General features: G+C 47.4%; 17 protein-coding genes. 10 read left to right on the top strand and 7 right to left on the bottom strand.

Annotated features, from left to right (window positions below; genetic code table 11):
* Positions 1-26: 26 nt before the first annotated feature.
* Positions 27-758 carry a hypothetical protein gene (locus D1627_RS15320; RefSeq protein WP_158607198.1) on the bottom strand — a complete coding sequence of 244 codons (732 nt, stop codon included), beginning with the start codon at positions 756-758 and terminating at the stop codon, positions 27-29.
* Positions 759-1,044: 286 nt separating this feature from the next.
* Here D1627_RS15320 and D1627_RS15315 point away from each other — a divergent pair, with 286 nt between their 5' ends.
* Together D1627_RS15315 and D1627_RS15310 are read left to right on the top strand one after the other, a co-directional pair.
* Positions 1,045-2,199, top strand: a complete 1,155-nt coding sequence (locus tag D1627_RS15315; RefSeq protein WP_119433154.1) for a zinc-dependent alcohol dehydrogenase — start codon at positions 1,045-1,047, stop codon at positions 2,197-2,199.
* 11 nt (positions 2,200-2,210) lie between these two features.
* Positions 2,211-2,699 (top strand): hypothetical protein, encoded by a 489-nt coding sequence (locus D1627_RS15310; RefSeq protein WP_119433153.1) that lies wholly within the window; start codon positions 2,211-2,213, stop codon positions 2,697-2,699.
* Positions 2,700-2,816: 117 nt separating this feature from the next.
* Here the strand turns inward: D1627_RS15310 and truA are convergent, their stop codons facing one another.
* On the bottom strand, positions 2,817-3,626 hold the full coding sequence (truA, locus tag D1627_RS15305; protein ID WP_119433152.1) for a tRNA pseudouridine(38-40) synthase TruA: 810 nt from the start codon (positions 3,624-3,626) through the stop codon (positions 2,817-2,819).
* 209 nt (positions 3,627-3,835) lie between these two features.
* Between truA and D1627_RS15300 the strand changes: the two genes are divergently transcribed.
* On the top strand, positions 3,836-4,378 hold the full coding sequence (locus D1627_RS15300) for a hypothetical protein (protein ID WP_119433151.1): 543 nt from the start codon (positions 3,836-3,838) through the stop codon (positions 4,376-4,378).
* A gap of 29 nt (positions 4,379-4,407) precedes the next feature.
* Here D1627_RS15300 and D1627_RS15295 read toward each other — a convergent pair whose 3' ends face one another.
* Positions 4,408-5,040 carry an EF-hand domain-containing protein gene (locus D1627_RS15295; RefSeq protein WP_119433150.1) on the bottom strand — a complete coding sequence of 211 codons (633 nt, stop codon included), beginning with the start codon at positions 5,038-5,040 and terminating at the stop codon, positions 4,408-4,410.
* 335 nt (positions 5,041-5,375) lie between these two features.
* On the opposite strand from D1627_RS15295, the gene D1627_RS15290 reads away from it, so the two are divergent.
* Complete coding sequence (locus tag D1627_RS15290) at positions 5,376-7,124, top strand: ABC transporter ATP-binding protein (protein WP_119433149.1); 1,749 nt, start codon at positions 5,376-5,378, stop codon at positions 7,122-7,124.
* 195 nt (positions 7,125-7,319) lie between these two features.
* Here D1627_RS15290 and D1627_RS15285 read toward each other — a convergent pair whose 3' ends face one another.
* Positions 7,320-7,730 carry a hypothetical protein gene (locus D1627_RS15285; protein WP_119433148.1) on the bottom strand — a complete coding sequence of 137 codons (411 nt, stop codon included), beginning with the start codon at positions 7,728-7,730 and terminating at the stop codon, positions 7,320-7,322.
* Positions 7,731-7,885: 155 nt separating this feature from the next.
* Positions 7,886-8,365, bottom strand: coding sequence for a hypothetical protein (locus D1627_RS15280; RefSeq protein ID WP_119433147.1), 480 nt, complete (start codon positions 8,363-8,365; stop codon positions 7,886-7,888).
* Between the two features lie 413 nt (positions 8,366-8,778).
* Here D1627_RS15280 and D1627_RS15275 point away from each other — a divergent pair, with 413 nt between their 5' ends.
* The 5 genes from D1627_RS15275 (at position 8,779) to D1627_RS15255 (ending at position 12,843) form a co-directional block, all read left to right on the top strand.
* The gene (locus D1627_RS15275) at positions 8,779-8,973 is read left to right on the top strand and encodes a hypothetical protein (RefSeq protein WP_119433146.1); all 195 of its coding nucleotides are present in this window, start codon (positions 8,779-8,781) and stop codon (positions 8,971-8,973) included.
* A gap of 182 nt (positions 8,974-9,155) precedes the next feature.
* Positions 9,156-10,223, top strand: coding sequence for a PAS domain-containing sensor histidine kinase (locus D1627_RS15270; RefSeq protein ID WP_119433145.1), 1,068 nt, complete (start codon positions 9,156-9,158; stop codon positions 10,221-10,223).
* Between the two features lie 436 nt (positions 10,224-10,659).
* On the top strand, positions 10,660-11,289 hold the full coding sequence (locus tag D1627_RS15265) for a DUF4403 family protein (RefSeq protein WP_119433144.1): 630 nt from the start codon (positions 10,660-10,662) through the stop codon (positions 11,287-11,289).
* A 378-nt stretch (positions 11,290-11,667) separates the two neighbouring features.
* The gene (locus tag D1627_RS15260) at positions 11,668-12,156 is read left to right on the top strand and encodes a YybH family protein (RefSeq protein ID WP_119433143.1); all 489 of its coding nucleotides are present in this window, start codon (positions 11,668-11,670) and stop codon (positions 12,154-12,156) included.
* Positions 12,157-12,426: 270 nt separating this feature from the next.
* Positions 12,427-12,843 carry a hypothetical protein gene (locus D1627_RS15255; protein WP_147383332.1) on the top strand — a complete coding sequence of 139 codons (417 nt, stop codon included), beginning with the start codon at positions 12,427-12,429 and terminating at the stop codon, positions 12,841-12,843.
* A gap of 199 nt (positions 12,844-13,042) precedes the next feature.
* Here the strand turns inward: D1627_RS15255 and D1627_RS15250 are convergent, their stop codons facing one another.
* The gene (locus D1627_RS15250; protein ID WP_119433141.1) at positions 13,043-13,573 is read right to left on the bottom strand and encodes a hypothetical protein; all 531 of its coding nucleotides are present in this window, start codon (positions 13,571-13,573) and stop codon (positions 13,043-13,045) included.
* A 275-nt stretch (positions 13,574-13,848) separates the two neighbouring features.
* Between D1627_RS15250 and D1627_RS15245 the strand changes: the two genes are divergently transcribed.
* Positions 13,849-14,199, top strand: a complete 351-nt coding sequence (locus D1627_RS15245) for a DUF3140 domain-containing protein (protein ID WP_119433140.1) — start codon at positions 13,849-13,851, stop codon at positions 14,197-14,199.
* A 118-nt stretch (positions 14,200-14,317) separates the two neighbouring features.
* Here D1627_RS15245 and D1627_RS15240 read toward each other — a convergent pair whose 3' ends face one another.
* Positions 14,318-15,550, bottom strand: coding sequence for a hypothetical protein (locus D1627_RS15240; protein WP_147383330.1), 1,233 nt, complete (start codon positions 15,548-15,550; stop codon positions 14,318-14,320).
* Positions 15,551-15,658 lie beyond the last annotated feature (108 nt).

The raw sequence follows: 15,658 nt of genomic DNA, 5'->3' as shown, positions 1-15,658 counted from the left end.
AAATTAATAAAGGATAGCATGAAAGATTATTCCCACTCCTCCTCGCCCCAATTTTCGGTCTCCCAATCTTCCACGGTATCATCATCCGGCGTGTAACTCGCCAGGTTGCCAAGCAGGCCGTTTATATACTCCTGCTGGCTCTCCTGATAAATTAACTCGCCGCGCAGCAGAAACTTGTTGGCATCCAGCAGCACCTCATAGATCGGCGTATGGATATGCTTTGGTATTTTGTAGAGGCGCGGATCATTTTTGGTAAAGGGTGTAGCAACCTTGGCGCTATAAAGGTACGGGAGCAGGGTTTTAGAGCAACTTATCGCAATGCGGTGGATGTCATGCTCTTCGAAGTATGATTGCAGGCGCTCGTTGATATTCTCAAAAAACTCTGCCGTCTCGCCGAGCCTAACCCGTGAGCCAGCCCGTGATTTTCCTTTCGTTTTCAGGTATTTGATCTGGCTTTTACCCTGTTTTTTGCGCACCATGTAGGAACGGAAGGCTTTGTGGTTCAGGTTGATGCCGTCCTCAAAATAGCCTAGCGCGCAGTTGCCAGCCTGTATAAGCAGAATGATGTAATTATGAAGGATAATGTCAGCTCCGGGGTAAGCCAGGGTGATAGGCAACCGAAAGTATACTTGCTCCGTGCCGGGCACATCTGTAAGTATAAGTCTGTGCTTCTCCGCATCATACTCCATGGGGCGGTCCTGCTTTTGAAGGCCCAGCAGTAGCTTATGCGCGGTATCGGTTGGTAAAAATCGGTTCATGAATTGGTGCATTAGATAAAACATACTTCCGGACTTGAGGCAAGATCGGAAATGCCATCCGGAAAAACAGGCTGAATCGGTGAAAAGCAAAACGGGAAGCACTTGGCCATGTTGCTGGAAATTGCGCTGAGCGGCACAAAGCAGGTCTTTTATCTGGTTTTGGATAAACCTTTGGTATGGCATGCAAGTATCAGGTTAAATGCACTAGGCAACAGGGCACAACTTAAATAAACTGACATGCTGCTTATTGCGGATAATTAGACTTTAACAACTGAAAACAAATCTTATGCTTGCAATGACTTATAGGGGGCCGCAACGGGTTCGGATTGAAGATAAACCGATGCCGGAAATCCAACACCCCCAGGATGCGATTGTTCGGGTAACGCGTGCCTGCATCTGCGGGTCGGACCTCCACCTGTATAACGGAAACGTGCCCGACACACGCGTGGGCGAAACCTTTGGCCATGAATTTATTGGCGTAGTAGAAGACCTAGGCTCTGAGGTTACCAACCTGAAAGTGGGCGACCAGGTGATTGTGCCGTTTAACATCGCTTGCGGTAAGTGCACCTTTTGTAAGCAGGAGCTTTATGGCAACTGCCACGAGTCAAACCCGCAGGCAACAGCCGTGGGTGGTATTTTTGGCTACTCACACATTGCCGGAGGATACAACGGTGGCCAGGCCGAATATGTGCGTGTACCTTATGCCAACGTTGGCCCCGTAGTGATACCCGACTGGATGCACCCGGACGATGCCGTAATGCTGACAGACGTGGTGCCAACCGGCTACCAGGCCGCTGAGATGGGCGGTATACAGAAGGGCGATACGGTTGCGATATTCGGTGCCGGGCCAATCGGGATTATGGCTGCGAAATGTGCCTGGCTTTTCGGGGCTGGCCGCGTAATCGTGTTCGACCAAGAGGATTACCGACTCGAATTTGCGCAGCGGTATGCACAGTGCGAAACGTATAATTTCCGCTCGCTCAAGGACCCGGTTTTATTTATGAAGAAAACCACAGACTCGCTCGGTGCCGACGTATGCATCGATGCTGTGGGTGCTGAGGCCGCCGGCGATGTTCTGCAAACTATTACCGGTAGAAAAACACTGATGCAGGCGGGTTCAGCCACTGCGTTGCAATGGGCGATCAACTCTGCCAAAAAGGGCGGTATCGTTTCGGTGGTTGGCGTGTATGGCCCAACAGGCAACTTGGTGCCAATAGGTAATGCGGTTAACAAAGGCCTGACAATACGCGGTAACCAGGCATCGGTGAAACGCCTGCTGCCACGCCTGATAGAGCACGTGAAAAACGGTGTGATTGATCCGAAAGCGATGATTACGCATCGTATCCCGCTGGAAGAGGTAGCAGACGCTTACCGCATTTTCTCTGATAAACTGGATGGTTGCATCAAAACCGTTCTAATTCCACCATCTGCCAAAGTATAAAAAGCATCGCTATGGAAAATAAAGATAAAGACTATTCGCATATAAAGGGCTGGGGCATTGATGCCGATCCAAAGAACGATCCGACATACCCCATGCGCAAACGCGGCAACGATGACCACACTGGCTACAACTGGGACAGGCCCACGCAGCAAACTGAGACGATAGAGGTACTCCATTCTGTTGAACGCCCGAACGTAACTGCCGTGTTCGGAACCTCTAAGCCACCGAAAGGTCTCAGCGGCATGATCCGAAGGTATGCTTTTCAGTTTGGAGAGGGCCAGTTTTCGCATTGGCTACCCCTGATAGTGGCTGATAGAGTAGATGCCATTGAAGGTATTGTAGAAGACCTAAAAAGCGGACATATACCAAATATTTTTGCCGAGAAAGGCTACAAAGCCCAATGGAAGTATAACAGAACCGGGGTGATAACCAAGGTGGCCGTAGCCACCGCAGTAACCACTGCCGTCGTGCTGGCCTTCCGGCGCAAGTGCAAGGATTAAAACAAGCTTAACTCATTTAAAAAACGCCATCCGGTTTACGGCAACGGGATGGCGTTTTTTTATACTTTAAGCACTTGCCCTGGCGCATTTCTTCTTGTATGCCGCTAGTAATTCATTTTATAAAAACAGCCAATCATTCTCCGAGAGTTGCTGAAAGCCCGAGGAAAAAGAGTTACGTACCGGAAGGTTTAAGTAAGGGTAGCTGACTTTTGAAAGGAAAAGCCCCTGCGGATAAGCCGGGCTGAGGTGTTTAGGGCTGCTCTCCAAAGCAAGGAAACTCTCGAAGGCATCCAGGGATAAGGCACCGCTGCCAACCTGCAACATTTTGCCAACCACAATCCGGATCATGCGGCTCAGAAACCTGTTAGCAGTTATGCGGAAGCACAACCTGTCGCCGTTGGCTGTAGCGAACCATTTAGCTTCGGTAACACGGCAAATAGTGCTGTCTTGGTCTGCGGGAGTAATGCAGAAGTTCCTGTAATCATTGTAACGCAGCAACAGGGAAGCAGCCGCCTGCATTTGGCTAAGATCGAGGTGTGGGAGATGGTAAAGCGAACTAACCTCACTCAGAAACGGGTCTTTGTACGTGTGGATAAAGTAACCGTAGCTTCTGGTGTTTGCATCGAAGCGTGCATGCGGTAAGCCCTCCATCGGCAGTATGTCAAACACCGCAATATCCGGAGGTAATACCTTGTTCAGCCGGAAAAGCATATCAAACTCCCAGGCTTGAGGAACATCCATGTGAAAAAAGAACTGACTGGCATGTACGCCGGCATCCGTCCGGCCACAACCAACTATGGACACAGGCGATTTTAGGATCTGTTGGAGGCAGGTTTCCAGTACCTGTTGCACATTTACGCCGTAGGGGTGGCGTTGCCAACCTTTGTAATGTGTTCCCTTATAACCTATATGGAAAAAGTATCGCATTTGCGTTTTAATCGGTAGAAGCTGAAAGACAGGCACAAGGTACTAAGAAGCTACTTGTTTTGATGTGCTGGCAGGAAACCTCATGCATTGTTTTATTGATTTTTTCTACTGGCATGGCGTCTGGGTTGATAAAATTGCGTACGTACACAAAAGCCAAGCCTAGAATGGCTGAGCTTCTGAGAGCAAGGTCAATAAGAAAAGCGTGTGCAATGATAAAATGGAAAATACTTCTCGGGCTACTGCTATGCTCCTGCGCCACGCAACGGCAGGCCGAAAAGCACTTCGATCAGCACACAGACCAACTCGCGAAGTACGTTGATCAGAATGAGGCTTACACGCAACAATTCGGAGCCAGCTATGCGGCCCGGCACTTTGCCCCAGCATATTACCCGCCAGCCATCTGTGTGCCACAGCAACTCAAGCCAGGCAGGGTGCCAACAGCCACTGTGCTGCCTGTAGCGCCTATACAGCCTTATGCTGCACCACCTGCCTGCCCCGAATGCCCAAGTATGGTTTCTGTAAAAAATGTATACCTAACCGACTCTGCACAGCTTAACAGCCTGCAGGCAAAACTTTTGGCAAAGCAAGAGATAGAGAGTGCGCTAAGTAAGCAACTCAGGCGCACCCAGGCCCAGCGCGACTACTGGCACGAAATGAACCGCAAAAAGTTCTGGGCATTACTAGCTATGGTTGGTTTTGCCATGCTGTACATACTTTTCAGGGTGCTAGCGGCACGGGTTAAGCAGGAGTAAGTATAACCTGCAAACGCAGGCGCTATACCTTAGCCTCTTTCAGGCAGGTATTGCTTTTCATTGTTGTCGTAGTATCGCTTAAATTTTTCGGTGTATTCAGTTTCATCCAGGGTGCCGTCATCATCAGCATCGTTCCACATAACTATAAGCCCTTCAGTGTATTCGCGCTCATCAAGCATGTTATCCTTGTTTTTGTCCCAACCTTCGAAGGTGTTTGTCTCGGATAGCCTGGCAGAAAATTCCTTTTTGCTTATTGCGTCATCTTTGTTGGCATCCCAGGCGGCCCACTCCCAATCCGCATTGTTCCTGAAACCGAAATCACCGGATGCGGCTTCCCATTCATTCTGATTCAGCATTTTGTCGTTGTCAGTGTCCCAGGTATTGAAGAAGGCATCTGCGTATTCGTTTTCGTTTAGCAGGTTATCCTTGTCTGTGTCCCAGTTTTCGAAATTGCTGGTCGCTGAGAAATCGGAATAGAGCCTGTCGCTGTCTATAGCAGGCATGTCGCCGGCAAAGCTTTCAGTTGCTTCGGTACGCATACTTACCGGTTCTTCTATCATTTCTTTTTTCTCGTCGCCTTTGCAGGATAGTAAACTCAGGCCGATGCTACAGCATAGCCCAAGGGTTAATAATGGTCCGATGTTATACATGCGCTTTTCCATGTTCAGTAATTAAATTGTTATACTTTATCCTATCTTTTACGTGCAATGCTACGTGTTAGCTAGTTGATAATGAGGGTTTTGCTTGAAATGTGCATTACGTAAGGCAGAGTTAAGGCTTCTAAAGAATAGATATTACAGCGCTTACACGACTTCAGAGCTTAGTGAATTGAGCTCAAAACCAGGCGAAAGCGAAAGTACCGTAATTGATCCAAATGCTCATCAGTACGATGCTTAAATAGGCGACCTAATTACCAACCCATACTTTTTTCTGGGAAAAGTGTAGCCTGCGCGCAGAGCAAAAACCTGTATCTTTACCCTTTCCTTGATAAAGCACCATGCGTAATTCCAAAAAGCTGCACAACGTAACCATTGGCCAGGTTTTTAAGACCATTATATGGCCCCGGAAAAAATACCTCTCCGTTGGCTTGGTGCTGATTATTATCAGCCGATTATCGGGCTTGGTGCTGCCGGGCGCGAGCAAATACCTGATTGATGATGTAATACCGAACAACGACTCGACCATGCTGAAATGGTTGATCGGGGCAGTAGCGGCGGCCATAGTGGTGCAGGCGGTTACCTCCTTTGCCCTTACGCAGATACTGAGTGTGGAAGCGCAGCACCTTATCTCACAGCTACGGGCCAAGGTGCAGCGGCACATCATTCAATTGCCTATCCGCTTCTTCGATAACACCAAAACCGGAGAACTTGTATCCAGAATCATGACCGACGTGGAAGGGGTGCGCAACCTGGTAGGTACTGGCTTTGCCCAGATGATCGGAGGCGTGCTAACCTCACTGATCTGCCTTGTGCTGCTCATTTACATCAGTCCGATTATGACGGCCTACGTGCTGCTTCCGGTGGCTATTTTCGGCCTAATCTCCCTGAAAGCCTTTGGTAAAATCAGACCAATCTTCCGGGAGCGCGGGGTGATAAATGCCGAGGTAACGGGCCGCCTGACCGAGACGCTGGGCGGCGTGCGTGTGATCAAAGGATTTAACGCCGAGGCGCAGGAGATAGAAACCTTCGAGCAAGGCGTAAATCGGCTGTTCCTGAACGTGAAGAAAAGCCTGGTAACAACAAGTATGGTAACTTCAGCGGCTACGCTGTTGTTGGGCCTTGCATCTGCAGGCATCATGGCGATTGGTGGCTACCAAATCATGAACGGGTCGCTTACCTTCGGAGATTTCCTGGCTTTTACTTTATACCTTGGCTTCATGATAGCGCCTATCCTGCAGATGAGCAACATAGGGAGCCAGTTTACTGAAGCCTTTGCAGGCCTGGACCGCACACAGGAGATTTTGAACACGCCGCTGGAGGATGAGCTCGGCAACAGAACGCTACTGCTGGACCGGATCATCGGGGATATTGAATTTCAGAATGTATCCTTTGCCTATGAGGAAGGGAAAGATGTAGTGCGGGAAGTTTCCTTTAAAGCCCCGGCTGGTTCGGTTACGGCTTTGGTCGGCTCCTCGGGCTCTGGCAAAACTACCATATCCGGTTTGGCTGCCTCTTTTCTGAACCCCGATAGCGGTACCATTACCATTGATGGCCAGGATTTAGCTACCGTGAGCCTGCAAAGTTACCGGAGCCGGTTGGGCGTGGTGCTGCAGGACGATTTCCTGTTCGAGGGTACTATTCGCCAGAACATCTTGTTCCCAAGGCCTAATGCCACGGAGGGGCAGTTGCAGCAAGCCGTGGAGGCAGCCTATGTGCAGGAATTTACCGATCGCTTTGAGGATGGGCTGGATACGCTGATTGGGGAGCGTGGCGTGAAGCTTTCGGGTGGGCAGCGGCAGCGCATTGCCATTGCACGGGCCGTTTTGGCCGATCCGCGCATCCTTATCTTAGATGAGGCCACCTCCAACCTCGACACCGAGAGCGAAAGCCTGATACAGGCTAGCCTTAAAACGCTGATGCAGGGCCGCACAACCTTTGTTATTGCCCATCGCCTCAGCACTATTCGCCAAGCCGATCAGATTCTGGTCATCGAGCAGGGGCGCATTGCGGAGCAGGGGCGGCACGAAGAACTTTTAGAGAAGCAGGGTAGGTATTACCAGTTGTATACTTACCAGGCCAGGATCTAAAAATATTGCCGCGCGGGAGGTTAAATTAAGTTTATAAGACACTTTTTAAGGCAAGCCAAAGTATAACTAGCTGCAGCGCCGCTAGCTTTCAACACCTGACTGTTTAATTGGCGTGCTTCAGGGGCATGATGCAAGCCTAAAGGACTACGTCTTCAAGCCTAAAGGACTACGTCTTCAAGCCTAAAGGACTACGTCTTAAAACTGATTCTCCACCCATACTTTACGGGCAACGCCTACGCCTACAAAATTTCCTCGGCCACCGCCACGCATAATAATAGCCACATTTTGCCCTTGCCGCAGCTCGCTTATACTCAAAGCCTGTCCGTCGGGGCCAACCATCTGAGCGGTTGGCTGGACAAGCACATACGCCCTGTTGTACCGCGAGTTGGGGGATGGTGAAAAGCTTTCGACCTCGAGTACTACTTGTCCCTCATTATACCTGGATGAAACCACGCTTCCCCTGATATCTACGCGCGCGGGTGCCATACCTCTGGTTTGGGTAGTACTGGCCCCTATGGGTGTTTCGGTTGTCTGGCAGGCTGTAAGCAAAACAGCGCCAAGTATTAGCAAAGTATAAACTGCTGTTTTAGTGTGATCTTGCTTCATAGTTACATCAGTTAGCATTTGTAATGCTACTAACGCAGTACGGGCAGCGGAGGGTTTTTACAGAGTATGATTGTGGTGCAAGGTTACCTTAGGGTAAAAACAAAAAAAGGCGCGGGCTATAACCCGCGCCTTTTTTTGTTTAGTGCCTGGATCGCTTATTTTTTACGCTTGAACGTCCAGGTATATACACCAACCTTAGAGGTTGTTTTGTCTTGGTCAGCGGCCTCTTCCGGAAAACCTGCCCACTGTAGTTCATCTACCCAAACCATCATGGTATCATTCATAGTCGTTACCGTGTAATCGGTTGTGTTGTTGCCTTGCTGCAGTTTAATGTAGTTGGTTTTATCCTTGTCCGGGAAACTGTAGTCCCATACGTCTTCACTGGAGCTGCCCGGCAAAGAAATTTTCAGACGGCGGCCATCGAAACGGAATGTTGCCTGTCGCTCGGCAGAGTCAGCGTACATAATCGTGTCATTGATAGAGTAATACACGCGCTTCACGGAAGTATTTGTCCATTCGCCGCGCATATCAGCATCAAGCTCAGAAACTACCGGGGCAACGGTTTCGCTCTCATCATCATTACAAGAGGTAAAGAAAAGAGACAAGCACAGGGGTATAAATATCAGTTTTTTCATGAAGTTTCTATTTTGTAAAAGGTTAATACGTGTCTTTGTAAATAGTAAATTCCGAAGAATTAAGAATAAAGGTTAAGGTTTCAATGCTACCCTAATACGGCGCCTAAAAACCAGGGTTTACCTCTAAGCCAAGAAAAAAGCAAAAAGAGCTGTAAGCCGCGTGAATAAATTGTTTATGCAAGTGGCGCATCGTAATTCTATAGCCCTAGCAGTGTTTTAGCATTAATCTCAGGAAGCTAGCGTGCTGTGTTCTTCGCTTTATTTGCACAACCAGCTGGTATCGTTTATACCCGAGAGGGAAGTATGCATGCTGTAGTGGCTGAAGCGCTTGCAACGGGCAGGTGCTTCAGCCACAAACAGTATAAAACAAACCCTTCCAAAAACCCAAAGGCACAAGCTATTTATCAGTGACTTTGCCATATATAAACAACCCTGCTAACTATACTTTTGAGGCTCTATCTGTGGCACTTATAGGTAATTATGAGTTGGTATGTTGGCGCGCAATCAATGGCTTGCTGCAGCAGGACCTAGTATTTGGCGCCGCAGATACTCAGAATCCTGTTGTCTGGGCTTTCGGGGATGCGCTGCATGTTGGTGCGGTGATTTAATATTGAACCAGAAGGCGTATTACAGCCCACGCCTGTACGAATTAGCTTTGCTTTGACAAGCTTTGTTCGGAATTGCGTTTGTTTGGGTGCAATAGTAGCTAGTAGGGCTCTCATTTAGAGGTAATTTCGAGACCTGTTAATCCTGAAAATAATTAGCTTTGCTATACATAAAAGCCACCCCGATGAGTAGCCCTGATTTTGATTACGAGCGTTTCTTCGAGTTATCACCTGACCCCCTGTGCATTGCAGGGTTTGATGGGTACTTCAAAAAAATAAACCCCGCCGTGTCTAAGCTATTGGGCTATACTTTAGAGGAACTGTATGCCCAGCCAATTAATAGCTTTGTACATCCCGACGACCGTACGCGAACATCGCAGGTCCGCGAAGAGTTAAAAAAATCAAAGCCACTCAACCATTTCGAAAACAGGTATATAACAAAGAGTGGCGAGGTTGTATGGCTCTCCTGGACCTCGCTGCCCGTAGATACTGATGGCCTCGTGTTTGCCATTGCCAAAGACGTAACGCACAAAGTTAAGCTGGAGAAAGAAAGGAACGTTTTACTCGCCAACCTAACCAAACTGAACCAGGAACTGAAGCAGATAAACTATACCACTTCCCACGACTTAAGATCGCCGGTAAACAACCTGCTGTCGCTGTTCAAACTGCTGGATATCTCGAAGATTACCGACCCGAAAACCATTCAGTTAATCAATTACCTGAAACAAACAGGCGATAAGCTCAGGCAAACCCTGAACAACTACGTGGACGTGCTAACGGAGAAGGATAGTATGTATGCGCGCGTGGAAGAGGTGGACTTAGATAGCAGCCTGCGCGATGTGCGGGACTCAATCGGCTCCTTACTTAAAACTTCAAAAGCCAGTATCCACGCCGATTTCTCTGGTGCCGGCAGCGTCAGGTTTAACAAAGCGTACATGGATAGCGTGTTTTTAAACCTGATTACGAATGCCATAAAGTATGCACGGCCGGATAGCACACCCAGTATATCTATTTCCTCCAAAAAGGAGCAGGGTGTATGCCAATTGATCGTCTCAGACAATGGCCAAGGCTTTGATATGGAGAAAGTTCAGGAAAGGGTTTTCGGGCTAGGCCAAAACTTTCATACTAGCCCCGATAGCAAGGGCGTTGGGCTATATCTGGTTCATCACCACATTACGAGTATGGGCGGAAAAATTAACTTAGAAAGTAACGTGAATGAGGGAGCGAAGTTTACCATCTCATTCCCTGGTTAACATGCATAGCTAGCTTACCTTCTTCTGAATGCCGCAAAACACGGTGCGGATGCACTTGCTTTTTGGGCACTAAAAGTATAAAAGTATACCTGTTAAATTAGGCCTTGGGTATATGCCGCAGGTCTTGCGATAGCGCAACCGGTGGCTATACTTAAGGCCAGTTCTGAAATGGCAGCAAATAGGCGTTTACAAACAGCTCAACTCCTGACAAGTGTTTATGTTTTTAGACAAACTACACAAAAGGGGGTAGGATTAGGCAGTATAAACTTGCTCAAGCTGATTTTGATTTGCCCTGCCGGCCTGCACTGCGTAAATTAGGCTTCTTAAAAGTAAGAGGAATAAGCTTTGGCCTACAGTTTCTGGGCTAGCACCTGCCCCGATTCGACTAAGTAACAGGCTGTTGATGCGTGCTATCTCCCTTCTAAACACAATTTCTATGGAAAGCCCTATACAAATAAGCCTGCCTATTACTGTATCTTATGCCGCGCTGGAAGCAGTGCTGCAAAAGCAATTGATAGGGGAGTTCATCCCCAAACCCGAAGACAGGGCGACAGCCAACCCCTATGCGCAGGTGCTGCACGTAGGCATAGCGGGTACAAGCGCAGGAGCTTACAATCTGTTACTGCGGGTGCAGCTCAAAATTCTGCGTACGGTGCTAAAGCGCGACAAAGTGGATCTATATGCCTCAGTGGCTTTGGCGTTTGATAATGCATCGGAGCAACTATATGTAAAGCAGTACTCGATGGAGTCGCATACCTCCAGCGGCTTTTACAACACGGCCTTGCAGGTGCTGGTGAACAAGGTGGCCTATAACCAGATAATCGACAAGGCCAGAATCGACCTGAAAGCCATTATTGGGGTTGAGCTGAAGAAGGTAAACAGTCAGTTGGGGCAAGGGATGGAGCTGAAAGGCCTGAAACTGAAGGGCGCCATAGGAGTTGTGGCCGTGCAAAACATTGTTCCCAAGGCTGACGGGCTTTCGCTGGTGTTGCAGGCTCAGGGCAACTTGGAGGTAGCCATACATGACCTAGCCAGCCTTCTACCGCCAAAACCAGGGGAAGTATAGCAAGGCAATGCAATCAGGTGTAGCATGTAGTAATGGTCGCCAAAATCATGGGTAAGGCCCGGTATAGCTCAATTTTATTATAGGCTGCGTCATGTGTTTCTCATAAAGCAAGGGATTTTTAGTTGAGAACCCAGGCCATGCCCTTCAGTCTTGCCATATTAGTGGCATAACCAGAATGTCTGATAGCCAATCTGGCTATAAATGATTGATAAACAGTTCGCTGGTGGATGTGAAAGCTAGTGTTTAATTTCTAACCTATAACTTTTCCTATCCGTTATTTAATTTATACTTTATTAGTCCGTTTAACACACTGCTGGCTTCACCCTACATAATTGTTGTGTCTGTGCTATTCATCATTCACTTTATAACACCTATGCTATGAGAAAGTTAGTATACGCATTAGCTTTGCCGCTTCTTACCATCTCCTGTACTGATGCAGAGGAGACCGTTACCGAAACTACCACCGAAGCAGAAACGGTTGCTGCTGTAAGTATGGATGAGCTCAACGATAAATTTGTAACTGCCTGGAACTCCATGGACTCTACCTACTTGATGTCGGTAATGGCAGATGACGTGGAAATGCTTTCAGGGCCGAATGCTTTAAATAACAAAGATGAGGTGGTAGCAAACTGGTTGCGGCCTAATTTAATGACAGCTAAAAACCTGGAAGCTAACATCAAAGTTAAGGGAGAGGGGAGGGACATGGCTTATACCCTTGGTACCTATAGCATCAGCAGAGAAGAGCCTAACACAGACCCACAGCAGGAAAAAGGGAACTATACTTTTGTCTGGGAACCACAGGCGGATAATACCTGGAAGCTTGTTTCTATACACGTAGAACCTGTTCCGGAAGAAGATCCGAAGTAAGTGCAAATGTCTTCCAGAGAGAAGCAAAAAGGCTTTGCAGAAACATATTCTATAGATTCTAACGCCAATAAATTACGCCGGCGAACTAGGGCTCTTCGCCAAAAAAGTGACTGGGAGGGGGTAAAATAGTGTGCTATACCATCACCAGCGTAAAACAAGATCATACCCATGAAAACAGTTATTACCTGCCTCCTGCTATGTTTTCTTGCAGTCCCAGCAATTTCCCAGAAGCTGACACTGCAAAAACTGTTGAAAATGAGGTAAATGGAGGTGCCTGAACTAGATAATAAATTAAGCCGTAAAGGGTGGCAGCTCCAGTCTAACAACGGCCCTACCAGCAACAAGATGGGCAAAGCGGTGTGGGCCTACCAGCCGAGCGAAAGCGATGACGGGGCTACAGCCTGGTGTGTGCTCTACTACAACGCTACCAGTGCATCGCGTATTTTATACAATGTTTACCCCGACAAACCAATCCATAAAATCCGTAAGAAATTTAGTCGGCGCAACATGCTGCTCGTTTCCGGTGAGACGATGCTGGGTGAGGTAGTGCCACCTGAGGCTTATACTGATTACCAGGACGACCGGTATGTGTACCGGGTGCTAACTTATCAGCAGGCTGGCTACAGTGGCATAAAAGTGTTTGAAAAAGCAGATTACGAAAAGGCCAACGAAAATGGCCAGTTGTAGTTTAGGTTTTGCCGTGTTTGTGCGGGCTTTTGCTTTCACTGACACAAAGTATGGCTACGTGGTAAAAAAAGGCACAAGCTTCCTGCTTGCGCCAGCGGGGTATGTAATTAGTTAATTTGTTTGCAAACCAGATGAGGTATCATATCTAAAAAGTAAAGGCTTTGCAAAACAACCCGTAAGTTTTGCACCAACCGGGCAGTTACTTTTCTGCTTTCACGGCTTGCTCTAATTCGGCTTTGTTCATTTTACTGCGGCCTTTTATGTCTAGCTTGCGGGCTTCTTTCATCAGGTCTGCTTTGGTGGGCGCGCTATGCTCTTTCTTTACCTGTTGCATGGCGCGTTTTACTGCGGGCGTGTATGCAATGTGCTGCTCTCCTTTTTTAGAGCCTTTCACTTTGGCCTTTTCTGCTTTCTTTTTCTCCTCTGGGCTCAGGGCTTCCCATACTTCTTTGGGCAGGTATCGGCTGGTTTTGTTGCCTTTACGGGCATCTGCTTTTCCTTCCTTTGTTTGCCAGTCCTGGTCGGTCCACTCGGTTAGCGATTTGGCTTCCTCGTCTTTTTCCCCTTTGTAGCCGCCGCCTTGCTTTTCGTATTCCTGCACAAGCAGCTGGCTTTTGCGCGCCGACCACTGGCCTTTTTTGCCGCCTTTTTCAGACTGCTTCAGTTCAGCTTTGATCTTCTCGCGCAGCTTTGGCTTGGTATACTGCTCCTTGTTTCTGCTTTCTGCCATACATGGTGAGGTTTTCTGTTTCTTGAAAAACGATAAAAAATAGCAATGGTTTTAGGCTAGCGAGCATACGGCTTTTACAACAATTCATACTTTAATGTCTTTTTCTGATATTACTGATAGTTTATACCACAGAAGAGTGAAAGCTGGCACAAACCTTTAATTGACCAGGGCATCAGTAAGTATAAATCGCACAAATATTTTACGGACCACCTTGCAACTCAACCACGCAGCTGCTTTTAAGTATAAAGTGCTGGACCATTAAGTATGTAATTGTTATGGCAGATACAGATTTTAACAAAGGCGAGCGCGAAGAGATTTACCAGGATTTTAAGGAGGTGGTTAATATGACCCCTTCCGAGCTGGAAGATTGGCTAGATACCGAGGAATCGAAGGAAGTAGGGTACAAAGATGACGATGACACAGAGTCTGTGGGGCACGAATCGGGCAGAAAAATCATTAAAATTCTTCAGAAGAAAAAGGCAGACCTCACCGATGCGGATTATGCACACATGCGCAAAGTAGTTGACTATGTGCACCGCCATACTGCGCAACGGCCAAGCGGCAACATAGCCGACACCCCGTGGCGCTACTCCTTGAAAAACTGGGGCCATGAGCCGAAGAAATAGCAAGTATCGCAAGTAGGCCAAACCATTAAGGCATTTATTCTTTTCTGGTTTAGAAGCGGGCGCGCCATATCATGCCCTGCCTTAAGCTATACTGGCAAATCCTTTTGGCAATACGTTGCTAAAAGGATTTACCGATTTGCTGTGTTTCCTTCATCGTTTTTTTAGCGCGAGCTTCAGGGGAGCCATAGTAATCGCAGTAGGATTGGTAGGTATAATTGGGAGCTTTTATAGTTTGCACGGAAGAAAGCTTAAACCCTGCAACTGACTTGCCTGCCAGTAATTTTGGCTTTAATTCTTCTAAAATACGCTTTGGATTGTAGCTTACCTCTTCCGGGGAACTGTAGATATACCAGTTAGCATTTACATCGGCAGTTGCCAAAGCCCAACGGGAAAAATACAAGCTTGGCAGATTGTCAGTGAAGGATACCTGAAAATCACTAAAATCAGACTTGGCTACTTTAAAGTTAGATTTTTCTGAAAAAGGCATGATTTGGGGCACGGCACTGCCAATATGGTTGTACCTGTGCTGGTAGCCATCGGCATCCGTGTAGTATACATTCAGTTCAAACTCCTCTATTACAGTGGAGGGATACTGCAAATCATATGCTTCAGAAGACATATAATCAGAATTAAAAAGCGGTTGCGTGTGGGTATAATCACCCGCTTTTGAGTATCCGTGTAAGAATGTTCTGAACTTGGTTATGTTGGCTGGCCTGTTATACTTCAGTTTAGTACTCGTGTTAGCATTGCTGAAATCAACAGACATAAGGTCTGACGAGGCTTCAGTAAACATGTATTTGCCGTGGGTTGGCAGCAGTATATAAGCTAAATCAGTGGGGAGTAGCCGGTTGTAGTTTGCAATCAGGTAGTTGTCGGTAGGGTTGGGCCATGATAGGCCAGTCCAGTTAGACTGCTTTGAGCTAAAAAACGCCTTGGCATCATAAGGGATATTTGTGTAGCGAATTTCGGCAGCCAAGGTTGGCTCATTTACCTCTGTTGTGAACCCAGCTACTATATGCCACTTATCTGGGTTTACCTGGTTGTAGGTTGTAATGCTATACATATTCCGGTTAGCCGCATCCGGGGTAACAAGGGTTAGGTTTAGCTTAGGGTCGTTGGTTTTGGCAGTTAGCGCATGCTGTGTTCCAGTCGACAGTAAGGTGTCTAGGAGTACTTCGCCGTCTTTTTGAGTAAGCAGCAGCTCAAATTGATTTATGGTTGTCAATGGAGCATCGTACCTGAAAGTGAAGTCGAAGTCTTTTACGCTGGTATCAGGTGAAGGGGCATTTTCCTTGTCGCAACCTACAAGTATGGCCGCCATCAGGACGGAAAGTAAAAATTTTAAGCGCATGCTACGTTTGTTTTAAAGCTCAGTTCAGCGCTAAATATATATAATTAATTTAATCCTTGATAAGTATACCTAGTTTTATGCGCGTGGGGCTCTGCGTATAAAACTAAA

The organism is Pontibacter oryzae, assembly GCF_003576375.1.
Classification (GTDB): Bacteria; Bacteroidota; Bacteroidia; order Cytophagales; family Hymenobacteraceae; genus Pontibacter; species Pontibacter oryzae.
Note: the sequence above shows the minus strand (reverse complement) of the source record. Positions and strands in the feature narration are given on the sequence as shown.